This is a genomic window from Auritidibacter ignavus, assembly GCF_003703835.1.
GTDB classification, from domain to species: Bacteria; Actinomycetota; Actinomycetes; order Actinomycetales; family Micrococcaceae; genus Auritidibacter; species Auritidibacter ignavus.
Window position 1 is genome coordinate 40,341 of sequence record NZ_RDQR01000010.1, and the last position, 17,697, is coordinate 58,037.

Annotated in this window: 14 protein-coding genes and 4 tRNA genes; 6 read left to right on the plus strand and 12 right to left on the minus strand. The window is 58.6% G+C overall.

Translation table 11 applies throughout. From position 1 onward, the window contains the following. Positions 1 to 60: 60 nt before the first annotated feature. The 4 genes from DYI20_RS06635 to DYI20_RS06650 are packed head-to-tail and all read right to left on the minus strand — an operon-like array spanning position 61 to position 4,175. Complete coding sequence (locus DYI20_RS06635) at positions 61 to 1,611, minus strand: RsmB/NOP family class I SAM-dependent RNA methyltransferase (protein ID WP_110101026.1); 1,551 nt, start codon at positions 1,609 to 1,611, stop codon at positions 61 to 63. Next, positions 1,608 to 2,663 carry a methionyl-tRNA formyltransferase gene (gene fmt / locus DYI20_RS06640; protein WP_110101025.1) on the minus strand — a complete coding sequence of 352 codons (1,056 nt, stop codon included), beginning with the start codon at positions 2,661 to 2,663 and terminating at the stop codon, positions 1,608 to 1,610. Before fmt ends, DYI20_RS06635 begins: the two co-directional genes overlap by 4 nt. 1 nt (position 2,664) lies before the next feature. After that, a complete protein-coding gene (def, locus tag DYI20_RS06645) occupies positions 2,665 to 3,294 on the minus strand; it encodes a peptide deformylase (protein ID WP_110101024.1) in 630 nt (209 codons plus the stop codon). A gap of 32 nt (positions 3,295 to 3,326) precedes the next feature. Beyond that, positions 3,327 to 4,175, minus strand: a complete 849-nt coding sequence (locus DYI20_RS06650; RefSeq protein WP_110122660.1) for a cytochrome — start codon at positions 4,173 to 4,175, stop codon at positions 3,327 to 3,329. A gap of 297 nt (positions 4,176 to 4,472) precedes the next feature. On the opposite strand from DYI20_RS06650, the gene DYI20_RS06655 reads away from it, so the two are divergent. The 4 genes from DYI20_RS06655 to DYI20_RS06670 all read left to right on the plus strand — a co-directional run bounded on the left by DYI20_RS06655 (position 4,473) and on the right by DYI20_RS06670 (position 4,892). Next, positions 4,473 to 4,546: transfer RNA gene (locus DYI20_RS06655), tRNA-Gly, on the plus strand. A 17-nt stretch (positions 4,547 to 4,563) separates the two neighbouring features. Beyond that, positions 4,564 to 4,634: transfer RNA gene (locus DYI20_RS06660), tRNA-Cys, on the plus strand. Positions 4,635 to 4,720: 86 nt separating this feature from the next. Next, positions 4,721 to 4,794: transfer RNA gene (locus DYI20_RS06665), tRNA-Val, on the plus strand. 21 nt (positions 4,795 to 4,815) lie between these two features. Then, positions 4,816 to 4,892 (plus strand) — tRNA-Gly (locus DYI20_RS06670). Between the two features lie 75 nt (positions 4,893 to 4,967). Here the strand turns inward: DYI20_RS06670 and zapE are convergent. Continuing rightward, positions 4,968 to 6,032, minus strand: a complete 1,065-nt coding sequence (zapE, locus tag DYI20_RS06675) for a cell division protein ZapE (RefSeq protein ID WP_110110083.1) — start codon at positions 6,030 to 6,032, stop codon at positions 4,968 to 4,970. 259 nt (positions 6,033 to 6,291) lie between these two features. Between zapE and DYI20_RS06680 the strand changes: the two genes are divergently transcribed. Both DYI20_RS06680 and DYI20_RS06685 read left to right on the plus strand, forming a co-directional pair. After that, positions 6,292 to 7,200 carry a sulfurtransferase gene (locus tag DYI20_RS06680; protein WP_110098246.1) on the plus strand — a complete coding sequence of 303 codons (909 nt, stop codon included), beginning with the start codon at positions 6,292 to 6,294 and terminating at the stop codon, positions 7,198 to 7,200. Positions 7,201 to 7,346: 146 nt separating this feature from the next. Then, positions 7,347 to 7,787: a SufE family protein gene (locus DYI20_RS06685; protein WP_110098245.1), complete on the plus strand. Its 441-nt coding sequence runs from the start codon at positions 7,347 to 7,349 to the stop codon at positions 7,785 to 7,787. 44 nt (positions 7,788 to 7,831) lie between these two features. Here the strand turns inward: DYI20_RS06685 and DYI20_RS06690 are convergent, their stop codons facing one another. The 7 genes from DYI20_RS06690 to DYI20_RS06725 all read right to left on the minus strand — a co-directional run bounded on the left by DYI20_RS06690 (position 7,832) and on the right by DYI20_RS06725 (position 17,542). Further along, positions 7,832 to 8,566 carry a GOLPH3/VPS74 family protein gene (locus tag DYI20_RS06690; protein ID WP_110098244.1) on the minus strand — a complete coding sequence of 245 codons (735 nt, stop codon included), beginning with the start codon at positions 8,564 to 8,566 and terminating at the stop codon, positions 7,832 to 7,834. A gap of 6 nt (positions 8,567 to 8,572) precedes the next feature. After that, on the minus strand, positions 8,573 to 9,214 hold the full coding sequence (locus DYI20_RS06695) for an HIT family protein (RefSeq protein WP_122549156.1): 642 nt from the start codon (positions 9,212 to 9,214) through the stop codon (positions 8,573 to 8,575). Positions 9,215 to 9,217: 3 nt separating this feature from the next. After that, entirely contained in the window at positions 9,218 to 11,221 is a 2,004-nt protein-coding gene (gene thrS, locus DYI20_RS06700) for a threonine--tRNA ligase (protein WP_208392110.1), read from the minus strand. A 123-nt stretch (positions 11,222 to 11,344) separates the two neighbouring features. Then, positions 11,345 to 11,905, minus strand: coding sequence for an AMIN-like domain-containing (lipo)protein (locus DYI20_RS06705; RefSeq protein ID WP_146206426.1), 561 nt, complete (start codon positions 11,903 to 11,905; stop codon positions 11,345 to 11,347). Positions 11,906 to 12,073: 168 nt separating this feature from the next. Further along, complete coding sequence (locus tag DYI20_RS06710) at positions 12,074 to 12,568, minus strand: YybH family protein (protein ID WP_110101020.1); 495 nt, start codon at positions 12,566 to 12,568, stop codon at positions 12,074 to 12,076. Between the two features lie 33 nt (positions 12,569 to 12,601). Then, positions 12,602 to 16,162 (minus strand): DNA polymerase III subunit alpha, encoded by a 3,561-nt coding sequence (locus tag DYI20_RS06715; RefSeq protein ID WP_110101019.1) that lies wholly within the window; start codon positions 16,160 to 16,162, stop codon positions 12,602 to 12,604. Between the two features lie 552 nt (positions 16,163 to 16,714). Beyond that, entirely contained in the window at positions 16,715 to 17,542 is an 828-nt protein-coding gene (locus DYI20_RS06725; protein WP_110101018.1) for an SOS response-associated peptidase, read from the minus strand. Between the last annotated feature and the right edge of the window lie 155 nt (positions 17,543 to 17,697).

Sequence of the window (17,697 nt, forward strand, 5' to 3'; positions counted from 1 at the left end):
CTCTGATGTGTCGGGTGCGGATGAGGTGAAGTGTGATGGTGGAGGCGGGAAACTCTTAGCCTAGTCAGGCCCGTCGGTTTTGGCCATCAACGCAATGAACATGGCATCGGTGTGATGCAGGTGTGGCCACAGCTGGGCGGTTGCCGGTTGTCCTTCGGCACTGGGAGTCAGACTGGTTCGCTCCAACCGGTCGGTGGCGGCCCGCAGAACCGCTGCCGGCGTATCGACCAGTCGCAACTCAGGGTGGCGCTGGAGTAAGTCCTGGACTTGGAGCTGAGTTTCCACCTGATGGGGAGAACAGGTGACATACCCCAGGTATCCCCCCGGCTCGAGCAACTCCACGGCCGCATCAGCCAGTTGCCGTTGCAACTGAGAAAGCACCGCCAAATCTTGCGTGGTGCGACGCCACCGCGACTCCGGACGGCGGCGTAGAGCACCCAGCCCCGTACAGGGTGCATCGAGCATAATGCGGTCAAAGGTTTCGGGTGCTCCGTGTTGTGCCAGTCCGTCGGTGAGTTCCCGACCGTCGTAGGTGACCAGCTCCCAGACCGAGCCTTCCACCGGTGCCAGAGCCTGGCCCACCAGGCGCGATCGATGCTCGGAGACTTCATTGGCCACCAGGTGCGCACCGGCGCGTTGGGCTTCTGCCGCCAACAGCGCGGCTTTACCGCCCGGACCGGCGCACATGTCTAACCATCGTTCGCACTCCCCGACCGGGGCAACCTCGACCAGGGCGCGGGCAGCCAATTGGGAGCCGACGTCCTGGATCCGCACAGCTCCGGTAGCCACACCGGGGATCTTGCCGGCGTCGCCACCGGAAAAAGTGGCCGCATCCGGGGCCAAGCTTGAGGGTTCCGCGCCGTGATCCAATACTGGCTGAAGTTCTCCGATTCCCGGAAGTGCCACGAGATTCACATCGGGGGCCAGATTATCGGCCTCCAAGAGTTGCACCAGCTCACCGGCGGATCGGCCGTGGGTCACCAAAGCTTGTTTCAACGCACGAACAATCCAGCGTGGGTGCCCATACCGGATGGCCAGATCATCGTCACCGTCACCGGGCGCCAACTTTTCCAGCCACTCATCGAAGGTGGCGTGCGATACCTTGCGTAGCACCGCGTTAACCAATCCGGACGGTCCGGCACCAATCTGGTCTCGCACCAGGGCCACTGTGGAGTCCAGCGCGGCGTGGGTGGGGACCCGCATATGCATGAGCTGGTGAGTTCCCAAACGCAACACGTCGAGCACTTCGGGATCAAGCTTGTCCAATTCCCGGTCCACACACTCGGCCAGAATCGCATCGTAGCTACCCTGCCAACGCAGGCTACCGTAGGTCAGCTCTGTAGCGAACCCGGCGTCACGTTTGTTCAGCCGGTTGCGCCGAATGTACTGCGGTAGCACCAAGTTTGCGTAGGCATCATCGGCCGAAACAGCACGTACCACCTGGTAAGCGGTTAGCCGCGCCGGATCTGCGGTGCGGTTGCGGTGCGAGGGCGCCTGGGAGGAATACTGCCGTTTCTTGCCCGAGGCACCACGGTTGCGAGTTCGTCCCTGCCGGTTTCGACGTTCACGACGTGGTTCAGCAGCCGAGTTGTCTTGGTATGCAGTGTTCATCGTCTCTGATCTGTCTTCCCTGTGCTGGCCACGAATAGATCGGGGGCGGTCGCGGTAGTCAGGAGTCTGACCGGTGCGTTCTGACCGCGAGCCCAATTAATGGCGGGCATCATTTTCTTCCCGGCCGGCTGGATTGCGGTAATTTCGACGCTTCCCTCCGCACAACTCAGCACGACGCGCTTGCCTCGCACGCTGAGGGTACCGGCCTGGGATGCAGTCGGCTCCTCCGGGGTGACTTGACGTGCGCCGCCGAGCTTGACTCGCACTGCTTGAGCCGTGGGGTCTTCGTCACCGCCGTCTGCCGTCGGACCGAGGTTGTCGGTGACCAGCATCCCCCAAGCGCCCGGCTCCGGGGTGGTGCCGTTAATCCGGGCGAGCACGCGCTCAGCCGGCTGGTTAGCATCAATCAAACCATCGACGCCCGAGAGCTTGGGGGCGTAACTAGAGTCCCCGGTCTGTGCTCGTGGCGTCACCGTTCCGGCCGAGATCGTCTCCACGGTGTGTGCGAGAAGCTCTCCTCCGCGTGTTGCCATGTCTTCCAGCACTGCACCTGCGGTTTGCTCCGGGTCGATGGTGTAGTTTTGTCTGGCCCACACGGCTCCGGAATCGAGCCCTTCATCGAGCTGAAATACCGTCATTCCCGTGTGGTACCGACCGTCAATCATGGCCTGTTGAACCGGGGCCGCGCCACGGTACTCGGGCAAGAGCGAAAAGTGTAGATTGATCCAGCCCAGACGAAGATGCGCCAACACGTCTGCCGGTAGCAGCGCCCCGTAGGCCACCACAACACCCAGATCGGGTTGGAGCTCATCGAGCTGGGGCAGCACGGATTGGCCGTGGACACCACTGAGCCGGTTGGCTTTGATGACCGGTAGCCGGTGGTGCGTGGCATAATCAGCCACCGGTGAGGCCGTGAGTTTCTTGCGTCGTCCAGTGGGGGCGTCCTGACGGGTCAAAACGCCAACGATCTCCACGTCAGTGCTGATCGTAGCCCGCAGGGATTCCAGCGCGGTCACCGCGGGCTGCGGGGTGCCGGCAAACAGTATGCGCATCCTAGCCTCGTTTTCCTCCGGGGGTATGTTGCTTCAGGCTCGGGGCCAAGTGCAGGCCGGCGGAGTGACCCTCGCGCATAAACGCCGAGCCGATCTGCTCGGCCCGTTGATGCTGGGTCTGGGCGGTGTCAGCCTTGAACTGTTTGGTATTCATCGCCCGGCGCGCCTGATGCCGTTGTTCGCCCTGCAGACGATCCACAAACAGGTGACCGGTCAGATGATCGGTTTCGTGCTGAAGCATCCGCGCGAACAAGCCGTGCCCGTGGTAGGTCACTGCCTGGCCTTCAGTATTGAGTCCGGTTACTGTCGCTTCTGCGCGCCGGGGTGGCGCGTAGAACAGTCCCGGTACCGACAGGCAACCTTCCGACGGCTCGTACAATACGTCACCGCTGACCTCGAGGACAGGATTGATGACGTGACCTTGCCGACCCTCCACGTCGAAGACGAATAACGATTGGCTGACCCCGACCTGGGGGCCGGCTAACCCGACACCATCGACCGCCTGCATCGTTTCCATCATGTCTGTGATCAAACGTCGTAGTTTGTCGGTTCCGAAACGAGCCGAATCAACCTCTCGGCAGGTAGTCTTCAGGACCGGGTCTGGTACCGTGCGTAAAGCTAAAACAGTCACCAGGCCACCCTATCCCGATCTGGGCGCACGGCCTAGCGCGCGCTCGCCGGCGGGGCAATGGGTCGTAGCGCAGGAGGAGTGTTCTCCACCACGCGGGCGTACTCCCAGGCTTGACGCAGTGACCAGAATTTGCGCCAGTGATCGGCCAGCACCTCGGGGCGGGCTTGATAGGCCACTGCTTCGGTTTCGCCCAGGGCCACCGCCAACAGCACCGCGTCATGCCCAAATTCCCAGGGCACCCAGCTACCCTGGTCGGCATCACGTAAGGATTCTTCGGCTTTCATGCCGGCGGTCAATTGCATGACCACTTTTTCATCCAGTGGCTTCACCCGCCCATCACGGGTCGTGCCTTTGGTTTTGTAGTCAATCAAGCAGATCCGGCCACCAATTTCGGCCACCAGATCCAACGTCCCGGCATAACCGACCGTGTGATTCCACACCGTGACTTCAGCGGCCAGAGCGCGGACCTGATAGTTTTCCCACCACTCATCGAACCGGTCCGCGAAAGCAGTCTCTGCGTGCTCGACCAGCAGTTGACGAGCCTGTGGCACCTGATGAGATTGACCCAGCTGTGCGCGGGCCACCTGTTCTGCATAGTAGTGCACCCGGTCACCACGTTCGGCTGCCTGGTCGCGGTACTGGCTGGCGGCCTCATTGGCGTGTCGAGCGAGCGCTTTGAGTTTGGGCCCGGAGCCAAGCGCCTGTGGCAATCGGGTATCTGTGATCAGTGCCTGGGTGGCCATATAGCTGGCCCAACCGGTCAGGTCAGCTGGCTGTTGCGCAATGACCGTGGTGATGGACGGAACTTGGGGAGCATCCCGGGTACTTCGGGCATACATACGTCCGGCAGGTGTTTGATGCGCCAACAGGGGTTGAGTCATAGTCACCATTGTCGCCGATGACCACCGACAGCTCCAGATTGAGTCGTGACGATCGCGCCCTGGTGCAGTGGTGCCCATGAGCGCTTGATCACACGACACTCACGCGTCCTTTCTGGGTCTGCCGCATCATTGTGGGCTCACGGGGGCATACGAAGGTGTCTATTGGGGGCTAAACACCGCAGGATCCCGCTCACGACACACCGCCACTGGTGCTCGATTGGACGAATCGTGAGTTTGTGTAATAGAGTTTCAACTCGTTGGAAATCGCCCCCGGGGCTCCGGACGCGGTTTTCTGATGCGGATGTAGCTCAGCTGGCTAGAGCACCACCTTGCCAAGGTGGGGGTCGCGAGTTCGAATCTCGTCATCCGCTCGCAGAACAAGCACCCTGGTGGGGTGGCCGAGTGGTGAGGCAGCGGCCTGCAAAGCCGTCTACGCGGGTTCGACTCCCGTCCCCACCTCAGATGCTCCCCCGGACAGGGTGGTAACCCAGTAGTATAGGGAGTGTTCAAGTTCTGATACTGTGGTCGATGGCCACGGCATCTGAGCGCGATTGGCGCAGTTGGTTAGCGCGCTTCCTCGACACGGAAGAGGTCACTGGTTCGAGTCCAGTATCGCGCACTGAACCGGTGGATGGTTCATGCGGATGTAGCTCAGCTGGCTAGAGCACCACCTTGCCAAGGTGGGGGTCGCGAGTTCGAATCTCGTCATCCGCTCCAACACCAGGCTGGTCACGCGAGATCGTGACCAGCCTGCTTTTGTCTCTGCAACCCCCGCCGGTGCCGAAACCGGGTCTACTTTGCTTCGGTTTGGCCGAGCACACCTTCCCGTGCTAACGCGGTCATGCGCGAGACCGTTCGGAAATATTTCTTCAGGTACCCGCCGTTCATCATCTCCTCGGTGAACAGCTGGTCGAATGGCACACCGGAGGCGATAACCGGAACGTCCTTATCGTAGAGTCTGTCGGCCAGCACCACGAACCGCAGGGCCATCGCCTGCTCGGTAATGGTCTCCACGTCGTGGAGCACCAGCACGTCGATATCCTTGACCATTTCGCGATAACGGGAGGGATGAACCTGTGAGAGGTTTTTCATCAACGCTGCGAAATCGTCGACCGCCACGACGTGGGCTTCGGGGAAGTTCTCCTGGGCCAGGTGTTCAATCTTGTCATCCTCCACCGGGTCGGGGGCTTCTTCCAGACCGCGGTGGCGGTAGTCTTCACCGTCAATGCGGACCACTTCAAATTGAGAGGACAATACCTGAATCTCCCGTTTGAAGTCTTGGGCAGCGAAGCGTCCTTCTCCGAGTGCACCTGGCAAAGTATTGGATGTAGCCGCCAGTTTCACCCCGGCATCGGCCAGCTCACGCATTAGACGCGACATCAGCACGGTATCGCCGGGATCATCGAGTTCGAACTCGTCGATGCACACCAGTGAGTACTGTTTGAGCACCTCAACGGTTTTGCTAAAGGTTAGTGCCCCGACCAGGTTCGTGTACTCCACAAAGGTACCGAATGCTTTATGGTCGCCTCCGGCCGCATGCCACAGTGAGGCCAACAGGTGGGTTTTCCCTACACCGAAACCACCGTCAAGGTACAGGCCGGCAGGCTGGTTGTCCTTCTTCTTTTTCTTCCCAAATAAACCGAGGAACCCTCCGGAGGTGTTCGAACCGGAACCGGAGATGGACTCGGCGAATTTTTTCAGACGACTGACCGCTTCAGCCTGAGATGGATACCGATCATCAGGAATGTAAGTCTCGAACGACACCTCACCAAAGCGATAGGAGGGGTGGAATCCTGCCAGCAGTTGTTCGGCAGATACCTGGGGTTGACGTTCGGCCAAGCGGACAATCTCGGTCACGAGGAACAGGCCCTTCTGGTAGGAAACGATGATGAGAAGAAACCAGTGAAGTTTCCTGTCACGACACTACCCCGAAAACTTCTCGCCCCGATACATCTGCCAGAAGACATCCTGTTTCGTCCCGACGAGCGCACCTGCATCCTATGACTTTGTATGACGCAAACACCCCCGGGGCCCTGCCATCGACCATCGTCGAAGATTAGGGTTAAACCCACACAGTGACGTGAGTCAATGACCCCAACGGAAAGGTGCAACCACGATGAGCGAGACACAAAACACTCCCCCGGTCGAGTCCAGTGAATACGCCCACCCGGAAAAATTGGTCTCCACCGCGTGGGTTGCCCAGCACAAAGATGATCCCAACGTGGTGATCTTGGAGTCCAATGAAGACACGCTGTTGTACTCCACCGGCCACATCCCTGGCGCGGTCAAAATTGACTGGCACACCGAACTTAATGACCCGGTGACTCGTGACTTCGCGTCGCCAGAACAGTTCGCCGAGGTGGTCGGTTCCAAAGGGATCGACCGCGACACCACCGTGGTGTTCTACGGCGATAAGTCCAACTGGTGGGCTGCCTACGCACTGTGGGTATTCACGCTCTTCGGTCACCCAGACACTCGGTTGATGAATGGTGGACGGGATAAGTGGATTGCCGAAGGACGCGAAATCACCCAGGAGAAGCCTGATGTCAGCGCCGTCGAGTACCCGGTTGTGGACCGCGACGATACCACCAACCGTGCGGTACAATCCCAGGTGCTCAACCACATTGGCCATCGCCCCCTGATCGATGTGCGCTCCTTCGCTGAATACACCGGAGAGACCACCCACATGGCCGGCTACCCGCAAGAAGGAACCCTGCGCGGTGGACACATTCCTACCGCGCAGTCGGTGCCGTGGGCCTCGGCAGCCCGCGAGGATGGAACCTTCAAATCGGTCGAGGAACTTCGCGAGATCTACACCCAGCAGGCTGAACTCGGTGATACCGATGATGTGATTGCCTACTGCCGTATTGGTGAGCGTTCTTCCCACACCTGGTTCGTGCTGAAGTACCTACTCGGCTACGATTCAGTGCGGAACTACGACGGCTCCTGGACAGAGTGGGGTAACTCGGTGGGTGTGCCGATTGTAGAAGGCGAAGAACCCGGCACCGACCCACGGTCGCACTAGGTCAGATTCAGAACCGGATCTGGTCTGCTCAGCCCACAGTGATGGCACCTGTTGTCGTTAGGATGACAGGTGCCATCGGCGTAGAATGGAGCGGTGCCGGTGGCCCAGATCAGCGCCGGCAGGTCCTTCGTTGCTGAAAGGGTGTTATGACCGCAACCTATCCCGCCCCGCTACAGGAGATCATCGACGATTTTCAGGCCGTTCCCGAGGCAGACCGTCTGGAATTACTTTTTGAATTCTCCGAGGAGTTGCCGGAGGTTCCGGAAAAATACGCCGGGCACGAGGACGAGATGGAACAGGTTGTAGAGTGCCAGACCCCACTATTTTTGGCGGTTGAAACCGGTAAGGGAGAAGACCCCGAGGTGACTCTGGTGATTTCCGCGCCAGCGGAGGCACCCACGACCCGCGGTTTCGCCTCAGTGGTCCTTCAGGGGATTTCCGGTTTCAAAGCCTCCGAAATTCTGGCCGTGCCCGATGATATGGCCAGCCAGCTGGGTCTGACTAAGGCACTCACACCCTTGCGTTTGCGTGGCATGAGCGCGCTCTTGGGTCGCATCAAGCGTAATATCACCGAACAGCTCACCTAAAAGCCAACCTTGGTCTCTTCACGGTCTGTGGCAGTTGGTGCTTCTTAGTCCTTGCCACGCAGGTCACGGGTGCCGGGCAAACCGGAGGCCCCGCCACGGGTTGCCGTGAGGTGTTCTGCCAGGACATTTTCGGTGGCTTGCAACACCTCGGCAACAGATTCAGTCACCGAGGTCTGCGTCATGCCCGGGCGGGTATACAGCACGCGCGAGACCGTATCGGCGCTGAAGTTCGGGAAGACCTGGTCTAAGATGCCGGTCATGTTCATCAGCGCCAGCACCGGCCAGGTGGTGAGATCCACAGGCTCATTTTCAAATAACGCTCCGCGAAGCACCGTCACAATGTCGACGTTCTCGAACGCACCCCACTTCCGGTACCGGGTGCAGGGCCAAATGCCCAATATTTTTTTGTTGAGCTCTTCGACCATCTGCCGTTCTTCGAGCTGAGCCAACACCGCATCGAACAGCGCGGTACGACCGAACCGGTAGATCCACTGTTCGGCGTCCTGATTCTCAGGGGAATCCTCTAGGACCTGGGATATTCGCGCCAGCGGCGTGTCACTTCCAGAAAACTCTTCTGATTGGATGACCAGGTCCTGCGTGACAGTCAGCAGGCCACGGCGGGTAAGGTCCGCTAATTCAGCTCCGGCCAAGGCCAACGACACCATGTTTTTGGAAGCCAACAATTTTCCACGATCATCGATGCATAACAGCAAGAACATCTCGCCCAGGCTCAGGGGGTTCTGCGTGGATTCGTCCTCGGCAGGGGTGTAAGTAGTCATAGCGCCTCATTGTGAACGGTCAGCGGCATCGGTCTGGTGACCGGACTGCGACTGGTGGTGGTCAAATTCTTGGGTCGCCTCCGGCCAATCCTCGGCGATGAGCTCGCGCATTTCTGCCAGAGTCTGCGTCAGTGCTTTAGTCTGGGCGATAATGGGCATAAAGTTCCCGTCTCCGCCAAACCGCGGGACAATGTGCTGATGCAGGTGGGCCGCAATCCCGGCACCGCCGACCTTGCCCTGGTTCATCCCCAGGTTATACCCCTGGGCTCGTGAAACCCGTCGGAGCACGACCATGCCAATCTGGCTGAGACGTCCGAATTCGGCAGTCTCTTCGATGGTTAGGTCCGTGTAGTCAGGAACATGACGGTACGGACACACCAACAGGTGCCCGGGGTTATAGGGATAGAGGTTCATCAACACATAACAATGCTCACCCCGGGCGACAATCAGGGAGTCCTCATCGCTACGTGAGGGGCCAGCACAGAACGGACAGCTTGCTTCATCCTTGACTTGTCCCTGGCCACGCTTGACGTAGGCCATCCGGTGTGGGGTCCACAACCGATCGAGCCGGTCCGGGGTTCCCGGCAGCTCAAAGCCATCGGTCACCTCGGCGTCTTCTGGGTGAGGAGTCTGTTGGTTATCCGTCATGATTTAAACCTGCTCTTTAGTCTCCACCGCCTGCACAATGCGTTCAATGGCTTGATCGATCGGCACCCCGTTGTCCTGGGAACCGTCCCGATACCGGAAGGAGACCGCACCGGCTTCTTGGTCTTCTCCCCCGGCAATCAGCACGAAGGGAACTTTCTGCTTCGAGGCGGTGCGGATCTTCTTCGGGAATCGGTCGGTGGAATCATCCAATCGCACCCGAATACCGCGCTCGCGCAACCGTTGCACAATGGTGTCCAAGTAGTCATTGAATGCCTCCGCAACCGGGATGGCAATGACTTGTTCGGGAGCTAACCAGACGGGGAAAGCACCCGCGTAGTGTTCGGTGAGCACGCCAAGGAAGCGTTCAATCGAGCCGAACAGCGCGCGGTGGATCATCACCGGACGCTGCCGGGTGCCGTCGGCTGCCTGGTATTCCAGGTCGAAACGTTCCGGCAGATTGAAATCCAGCTGGATGGTCGACATCTGCCAGGTGCGTCCGATGGCATCGCGAGCCTGGACGGAGACCTTCGGTCCATAGAAGGCAGCCCCACCCGGATCGTCAACCAGTTCCAGACCGGAGTCGGTGGCCACTTCGGCCAGGGTGCGGGTGGCTTCTTCCCAAATCTCGTCCGATCCCACGAACTTCTCGGGGTCCTTAGTCGACAGTTCCAAATAGAAGTCGTCGAGCCCGTAGTCCTTCAGCAAGTCCAGCACAAACTTCAGGGTATTGGACAGCTCGTCTTTCATCTGTTCGCGGGTGCAGTAGATGTGCGCGTCATCCTGTGTCATCCCGCGCACGCGGGTCAGACCGTGCACGACACCGGATTTCTCATAGCGATAGACCGACCCGAACTCAAATAACCGCAACGGCAGTTCACGATAGGACCGGCCACGAGAGGCAAAGATCAAGTTGTGCATCGGGCAGTTCATCGGCTTCAGGTAGTAGTTTTGGCCCTGGCGAGTGACGTCGCCGGTCTCTGGGTCCCGCTCTTCATCGACATGCATCGGCGGGAACATCCCCTCGGCATACCAGTCCAGGTGGCCGGACACTTCATACAGGTGCTGTTTGGTGATATGCGGGGTATAGACGAACTCGTAGCCGGCTTCTTCGTGGCGGGTCCGAGAATAGTCTTCCATTTCCTTACGAATAATTCCGCCCTTGGGGTGGAAGACCGGAAGACCGGAACCGAGCTCATCGGGGAAAGAGAACAGGTCTAGTTCGGCACCGAGTTTACGATGGTCACGACGCTCGGCTTCAGCCACGCGTTCCTGGTAGGCTTTCAGATCCTGTTTGGTCGGCCAAGCGGTACCGTAGATGCGTTGTAGCTGCTTATTCTTCTCATTCCCCAGCCAGTACGCGCCAGCGGCGCGGGTCAGGGCGAAAGCATTGGAGATCAGCTTGGTGGTCGGCACATGCGGTCCACGGCAGAGATCTTTCCAGACGGTTTCACCATGGTGATCGATGTTGTCGTAGATGGTGATTTCGCCGGCGCCAATCTCTACTGAGGCGCCTTCGCCGGTGGTATCGGCTTCGTGCTGTTTGTCGAGCAACTGGAGTTTATAGGGCTCGTGAGCCAGCTCTTCGCGGGCTTGCGCTTCGGTGACTTCACGGCGACGGAAATGCTGAGTCTGGTTGACAATTTTCAGCATTTTCTTTTCCAGAGCCTTCAGGTTTTCTGGGGTAAAAGGTTCCTCGACGTCAAAATCGTAGTAGAACCCGTCGGTAATGTAGGGGCCAATACCCAGCTTTGCATTGGGATACAGCTCTTGAACAGCCTGGGCCAGCACGTGTGCGGTCGAGTGACGCAATACCTCGAGACCTTCAGGGTCGGTGATGTCCACAGCCACCACGTCGGCACCATCGGGAATGGTGCGGGACAGGTCCTGCAATGCGCCATTGACTTTCATGACCACCGTGGTTTTTTGATCGACGAAGAGTTCGGTACCGGTTGTCTCTGCGCCCACCGCACGTTGTTCGCCATCAACGGTGATCGTGATTTGGTTCATTTCGGCCACAGGCCTGTTCCTCCTTGATGTCAGGTTGAGTTTTTGATGGCATACGGGACCACCAAACAACCACAGCACATTCTACGCCTGACCCCGGGTTCTCCCCTATTTCGCTGAGTGTTGTCAGTCATGGGCGAGGTCAATCACCACGCGACTGGGATTTTCGAGAACCTGCACGCGGTACTGACGTTGTTGGTCCACGCCAATGTAATAGGTCGAGGTGGCCTCCCAGGGTAAGTAGGTCACCACATCTTGGGCCACTTGGGCATCCAGGGAGGTCACCCGATGCCCGTTCTGTAGCGCCTGGGCTTCGTCAACCTGATCGTGGGAGGCCATGCCGGTGAGATTGATTTCTAAATAGGTGCCGGAAGACTCCTCGGCTCCCGGAATGGGTTCCCCAATACCTGGAGCCAGTGGGTGATCGGTGTATTCAGCCCGATAGGCCGGTGTTCCGCTCCCGGCGTGGTCGATGACAATGCGGTCATACCCCTCGTGGACCGCTGACCGCACACCGGTGGCATACAGGCCGTCACCCTGGGAAGAGTCCGGGAATCCCTCAGATTCCTGAACACCGGAGCTCAGCGGTGGCTGATCCCCTGACGTGTCCTGGTCGGTTGCTGACGGACTGTTGCTGTCAGTCAGCGTTTTCTCGCCCGGCTTTAACGTGTTTGATGGCCTGTCCATAACCGTCTGTGACGGACTCGGAGTTGAGGCAGTGGTGGCTGATTCTGGGCTCGCGGGCTCCTCCGGCTCCTGGGAATCGTTCGAGCAGCCTGCCAAGGTCACCGTCAGCATTAGTCCGGCGGTCAAGACCAGCCATGAAGTCTTCATCATAAGACAACAGTATTCCCGTTAGAGCCCAGTAGGGCCGGCATCGACACAAGCTGCGAGACCATGAGTGGTGAGATCAGTCTGGTGCGCGGAGACGATACGCCAGTGTGCTCCACCGGTGGTCGCTGACTCCGGTGAGGAATGCGTTGTTCGGGCGAGGACGAAACTCATGATCATGCGACGGGGGTGATCAGCCGGTACTGTGCGATCGTGGTGTCCGGTCATGGTGACGCGGGCCTGGACCATGGCGTGGCGGTCGCCCAGCATGCGTAGTTCGACCCGGCCGACGATGATGCTTGCCGCCCGCAGGGGGCCCTGAAAGTCTTCCGCGTGAGCTCGCTGAATCTCGTCGTGGCCTGTCCACCACAATCCGGTGTCACTAACGAATGAGGCGTCAGCAACAAACAGTTTGGCTAAGTGGTGGTCGTCGTGTTGATTCCAGGCCTGCTGGAATGCGTAGACGATGTTTTTGGGAGCAGCCAGGCTAATGGGTTGATCTGGTGTGCTCAGGTACATGGTGGTCCCTTCGTTTTTGTTTGTGTCCTGAGATCATGGTTGTGGAGTGCTGTCAAGGGGCGTGGGTTCCCACGTCTCGGGATCTGGAACGGGAATGGGCCGGGCATGGTGGGGTATGACCTTCAGCGGCGGAAGCTTGCGGTCACGGTCTAACCAGGCGGCCCATTGCTCTCGGGTTTTGTCTAAGTAGTCCGGGTCGGGCAGACGTTGCCGGTCATGGAGGTCCCAAGCCCGAACAGCCTGCACATTGACCGCTCGGCGACCGGTTCTACGTGTCGTACCTTCAATGAGCAAGAGACGGGAACCAAACAGCAGGTTGCCGGAGTTATGTTGGGCCTCAGTAAAGAACGTGGTGTCAACGAGTCCGGTCCCGTCATCGACAGAGATAAACACCACCCGACGTCCGCTACGCATCGGCGGAGTTTGAGTAGCAACTCTAACTCCAGCAACCAACACGCGAGATTGAGTGCGCAGGCTCAACAGTTTGTCAGCTGGGGTCACGCCCAGAGCATTCAGATACGGGTAGTGGGATTGCATCAGGTGCGCGGTGGTATCCAAGGCGGTGAGATCTAATTCGGTCGCAACCTGTTCGGTTACCGTCGGAGCAGGAAACAGTGCCGGCAGGCTCGACAGCTCGGTGTCGGGAAGTTCAAAGGCCAGTTGCCCGGGAATTTGACGCGACGGTTTGCGGACTCGACGGCCCGACAGGTCTCCTGTGGCAGAGTCTTGTCGGGCATGTTGGTGTTGCAGATAGTGCACCAGATCGGTCCGCGACAGCCCGTGCGGGGTGATCAGAGCATCGAGAGCACCGAGCTGTGCTAAGTGTTCTAAGGTCCGGCGATGGAGTCCGGAGCGATCGCGCACATCAGCCAGGGTGGTATAGGGTCGTGCCGCGAGGAGACGTTTTCGTTCGGTCGCGCTCATGCCCGAGACCGTCGTCAGCGACAGCCGGATGCCCCAACGCTTTTGGTCGGGCACCCATTCCAGGTGCATGTGCTCAGTGGACCGGTTAATATCGACCGGAAGCACCGGGATACCCAACCGGCGGGCTTCGGCGACCATCACACGTTGCGGATACATACCGGGGTCGTGTTCGAGTACTGCAGCCATAAAGGCTTCGGGGTAATGGGTTTTTAGCCAGGCTGAATGGTAGGTCGGCACCGCGAAGGCTGCCCCGTGTGCTTTACAGAACCCAAATGACCCGAAAGCTGCCAGGGTATTCCACACCTCGTCGATGACTGCGCGGTCCCAACCTCGTTGGTGTGCCCGGGAACGAAAATAGGATTCAACCTTGTCTTGTTGCTCCGAGCCGAGTTGACGACGTAGCTCATCGGCTCGGGCCAGTCCGCAACCGGTCAGTGTATCCAGGGTGCGCAGAATTTGTTCATGGAATACCGTGACCCCGTGGGTCTCTTCCAGAATCCCTTGTAGCGCCGGGTGAGGATAGTGCGCCGGGGCATCTCCGTTGCGGAAATCAAGGAAAGGCCTCACCATGTCGGATTTCATGGGGCCGGGGCGAAATAACGAGATATCAATGATCAGGTCATTGAGGTTTCGGGGTTCCAGTTTGCCGATCAGCTCACGCTGGCCCGGTGATTCAATTTGGAAACATCCGAGGGTGTGGGTACTACCGATCATGTCGAAGGTAGCGCGATCATCGCGGCTGACGTGTTCGAGGTCGATGACTTCCCCGGTGGATTCCTGGATCTGCTGGAGCGTGTAGGCGATGGTGGACTGCATGCGCACTCCCAGCACATCCAGTTTCAACAGCCCCATCGAGTCCATGTCGTGTTTATCAAACTGACTCATGGGCAAATCGATCCCGGAAGGTTGCACCGGGGTGCGATCGAGCAGGGTGGAATCGGAGAGGATCACCCCGCAGGGGTGCATGGAGATGTGTCGTGGCAACCGGTCGAGGCGTTCGGTGATATCAACTAGTAAGTCCAGCTGGTGATTGCCCAAGCTCCGTTGGGCCTGTAACCGGTGGGAGAACTCTGCTAGTTCTGGCATAGTCTCCATGGCTTCTCGAAAATGTGAGGCTGAAAACCGCCACATCTGTTGGGCAATGGCATCGACGTCGTGTTCTTCCATGCCCAGGGCACGTCCAGCATCACGGATCGCCCCGCGAACTCGGTACCCGTTTTGCATGCTCATTAACGTGGTGCGTGAGTCACCGAAGCGATCAAAGATCGCTCGGTAGATCTCGTGGCGTCGGGCAGATTCGACGTCGATATCAATATCGGGCAGAGTCGACCGATCTTGAGAGAGGAACCGTTCAAAGATCAGCTCGTGTTCGATGGGGTCGACATCTGAGATACGTAAAACGTAATTGACCAGCGAGGACGCACCCGAGCCACGGGCCGAGGCACGCACTCCCATGTTCTCAATCATGGCAACCACTTCTGCCACGGTGAGAAAATAGCTGGAAAAATCCAAGTCCTGGATGATGTTCAGCTCGTGTTGCAGGCGATGGGACAGCTGAATTCCGTGGCGGGAATGTTCCGGCACTCCGGGAAAGCGTTGAGTAAGTCCGGCCCGACAACGTTGCGTGAGTTCACGTCCGGGATCTGCGCTCAGACCGATCACCCCGGTTTCTGGCACCCTGGGTTGTCCCCATCCAAGATCGGTTCGAGGATCCAGCACACACCGGCGAGCCAGCTCTTGGGTACGGGTGATCAGCTGACGGGCTCCGCTCAGACCGGTACCTGCCTGATGCGATATTTCGCCAGCCAGCTGGTGCATCTGTGCGGAGCTTTTCAGCCACCCTTGGCCAGTGGGCTGAAGATCGTGTAACTGATCTAAACTGGTCAAGCTACGGGCCGCATCCAGCACATCGGCGGTGGCTGCTTGATCGGGGCTAACATAGCGCACCGCATTGGTGAGCACCGAGGGAAGTCCCAGGTCTTCGGCAACCCGTAAAAACTTCACCGCGTGTGAGGTTGAGAGTCGTTGCCCCGGCGGAGCTAGATGGCTGACAACCTCAATCCACAGCCCACCGTGTGGCAGGATATTTCGCCATTGACGTAGCAACTTCCGCCCGTCGTGGTAACGCCGTTGGGCAAAGGCGCGACCGACCGGTGATTCTGGACCCAGCAGAACATAGAGATCCGGTGCCGGTGCCGTAGTAGAGTAGCCGCCTCCCATGGCATCAGCCAGCTCTGTGACGGTGATGTAGGGGGCTCCCCCGCTGGTTCCGCCCAGCGTGTGTGCATGGGCCTGAGAGATCAGCCGTACCAGCGCACGGTAGCCAGCACCCATATGAGGTGAGGAGCATGACCCGGCCTCATGATGACCGGCTGCCAAAATAGTGAGGCGTCCTAACCGATGGCGTGGGATACGGCCTGGTTTCGGTGCAGGATGATCTCCAGCGACCGCTAGGTTAACTCCCACCACAGGTGCAATCCCGTGATCAAGACATGCGCGGAGGTGCTTTGCCATCCCGTAGAGCCCATCACGGTCTGTGAGCCCTAGAATTTCTGCCCCATCAGCAGCTGCTGCAGCCACTAAATCTTCTGGCCAGGACACACCGTAGTGCGTACTATACGAGCTGGAAACATTCAGATGGGGAAACGGCGAGGTATGCCGGATGCCCATCCCTAAGCGGTTTCCCGTTCGGCAAGCTGGGCACCATCGTGAACCTTAATGAGCCTCCACAGCCCGGAGTCCAGATGATGGGAGACATCCACGGTCATCACCGGTTGCGTGGACGAAGATATAGCGGGTCTGATCTGTAGGCGCCATACTTCGTGATCGATCATCCCTTGGCCCCTACCAGCGACAAAACGTGATTGTTGGGACCACCAGCGGCAACGTTGAAACCAACGCTGTGGTTCAGCGACCACGGTATAGTTTCGGCCCTTGAGATGCAGATGTAAGGGCATGCCGGCCGTGGTGCACACGACCCGAACAGATTGAGTTAACAACCCCATGATGATGCCTTCTTTCACCATACTTCCAATCAATCAGCCTGGTTCTCAGGCCAAATATGCAGAAATGGGAAGCACATGATCGTTGGGAAGGCCGATCATGACCACCAGTCTAAGAGAACATTCGTTCTAACTGCAACTGAACTTATCGGGCTACCAGGGACAAGATAAGAACATTTGATTGGTAGATAAAAGAGGGTGTGCGACCAAGCGAAGGATCTTAGAGTCCTGGAAGATGTTGCGTCTCGACCGGTTTAGTCAGTTCGGGGCCGTTGTTGCGCACATTGCCGACCGCGGTCGAGACCGGGTGCATCTGCCACTGGTCGCCCGCTGTGTCGTAGGCTTGTGCAACCACGGTATCGACCAGAGCTTGGGCCTGATCAGCATTGGTCAATTTCTCCGGCGCCAGCCAGTGGTCCATGGTCAACTGATTCATGGGCAACGGAAACCGATCATGCAGTCCCGCTAGCTCGTCGAGGACCTCGGGGCTACTACCGGGTTCCGGAGAAGCCCCGGTGAGGATCGTGGTAGACAGCACCCAGCCACGCGGATCATCGGTGGCTATTTCAGGGTCAGCCCACCATTCGTATAACCCAGCAAAAAAGATCGGGGCACCGTCTTTGCGGCTCACATAATAGGGCTGTTTTTTCTGGGTGCCTCGTGCAGTGGTACCGGGAAGCTTTTTCCACTCGTAGTATCCATCGACCGGAACCGCGCAACGTTGGGATCGAACGGCAGCACGAAAACTTGGTTTGGTGACCACCGTTTCTGATCTGGCATTGAACGTTCTGGACCCAAAGGACAGATCCTTCGCCCAGCCAGGGACCAGACCCCAGTGTGCCAGATGAACCTCCCGGCGCACGTGTCCGCCGGAATCGTCCGCGTTTTCGGACGTTGCCTCGACCGGTCGCTCCACGACAATCGCTACGTCCTTGGTCGGAGCCACGTTGTAGTCTTCACGGAGTTCTAGCTGTTCTTCCGGGGTGTGAGCCCCTGCGGCTGCAACTAAGTCGCCGATCGCTCGAGCCATCACAAATCGTCCGCACATGGTGCCAGTATGCCACGAGCTGCTCAAGCGTTCATGGTGAAGGACTGATCACAGCTTGCGGTAGCAATAATAAACAAACTCTTATATTTCGGTGCCGAACTGTGATGAGATGGAGAGCAAGGGAAAATTCCCTCTCACAACACTGAGCTTTCGTC

Excerpts from the sequence above, each read along its gene's own strand:
- fmt (WP_110101025.1), bottom strand. The coding sequence starts at position 2,663 with ATGCGCATACTGTTTGCCGGCACCCCGCAGCCCGCGGTGACCGCGCTG.
- DYI20_RS06705 (WP_146206426.1), bottom strand. The coding sequence starts at position 11,905 with ATGGACAGGCCATCAAACACGTTAAAGCCGGGCGAGAAAACGCTGACT.
- DYI20_RS06695 (WP_122549156.1), bottom strand. The coding sequence starts at position 9,214 with ATGACGGATAACCAACAGACTCCTCACCCAGAAGACGCCGAGGTGACC.
- DYI20_RS06680 (WP_110098246.1), top strand. The coding sequence starts at position 6,292 with ATGAGCGAGACACAAAACACTCCCCCGGTCGAGTCCAGTGAATACGCC.
- DYI20_RS06650 (WP_110122660.1), bottom strand. The coding sequence starts at position 4,175 with ATGACTCAACCCCTGTTGGCGCATCAAACACCTGCCGGACGTATGTAT.
- DYI20_RS06635 (WP_110101026.1), bottom strand. The coding sequence starts at position 1,611 with ATGAACACTGCATACCAAGACAACTCGGCTGCTGAACCACGTCGTGAA.
- DYI20_RS06685 (WP_110098245.1), top strand. The coding sequence starts at position 7,347 with ATGACCGCAACCTATCCCGCCCCGCTACAGGAGATCATCGACGATTTT.
- DYI20_RS06725 (WP_110101018.1), bottom strand. The coding sequence starts at position 17,542 with ATGTGCGGACGATTTGTGATGGCTCGAGCGATCGGCGACTTAGTTGCA.
- DYI20_RS06715 (WP_110101019.1), bottom strand. The coding sequence starts at position 16,162 with ATGGGCATCCGGCATACCTCGCCGTTTCCCCATCTGAATGTTTCCAGC.
- thrS (WP_208392110.1), bottom strand. The coding sequence starts at position 11,221 with ATGAACCAAATCACGATCACCGTTGATGGCGAACAACGTGCGGTGGGC.
- DYI20_RS06710 (WP_110101020.1), bottom strand. The coding sequence starts at position 12,568 with ATGTACCTGAGCACACCAGATCAACCCATTAGCCTGGCTGCTCCCAAA.
- DYI20_RS06690 (WP_110098244.1), bottom strand. The coding sequence starts at position 8,566 with ATGACTACTTACACCCCTGCCGAGGACGAATCCACGCAGAACCCCCTG.